The organism is Aquitalea sp. ASV15 (genome assembly GCF_016429115.1).
GTDB classification, from domain to species: domain Bacteria; phylum Pseudomonadota; class Gammaproteobacteria; order Burkholderiales; family Chromobacteriaceae; genus Aquitalea; species Aquitalea magnusonii.
Genome location: NZ_JAELTZ010000222.1, coordinates 1 through 301, shown reverse-complemented (window position 1 = coordinate 301; position 301 = coordinate 1). Strand labels below are relative to the sequence as shown.

The 301-nt window shown below is 71.8% G+C and carries 1 protein-coding gene; it reads left to right on the top strand.

Translation table 11 applies throughout. The annotated features are described in order from the left end of the window. Nucleotides 1-139: 139 nt before the first annotated feature. Nucleotides 140-301 (top strand): thioredoxin family protein (locus JHD64_RS22130; RefSeq protein ID WP_304506673.1); only part of this gene is annotated, 162 nt, incomplete at its 3' end.

The following is a 301-nucleotide window of genomic DNA, read 5'->3' as shown; positions in this document are numbered from 1 at the left end:
CCCCCCCCCCCCCCCCCCCCCCCCCCCCCCCCCCCCCCCCCCCCCCCCCCCCCCCCCCCCCCCCCCCCCCCCCCCCCCCCCCCCCCCCCCCCCCCCCCCCCACTTTTCAAGCAGAAGACGGCATACGCGATCCTTGTTAATGTCTCGTGGGCTCGGAGATGTGTATAAGAGACAGGTCAACGACAATGCCGGCCTCGATGCCGCCCTGGCCGAGGCCCGCGCCCAGGGCAAGCCACTGTTGCTGGATTTCTATGCCGACTGGTGCGTGTCGTGCAAGGAAATGGAAAGCGACACCTTCCCC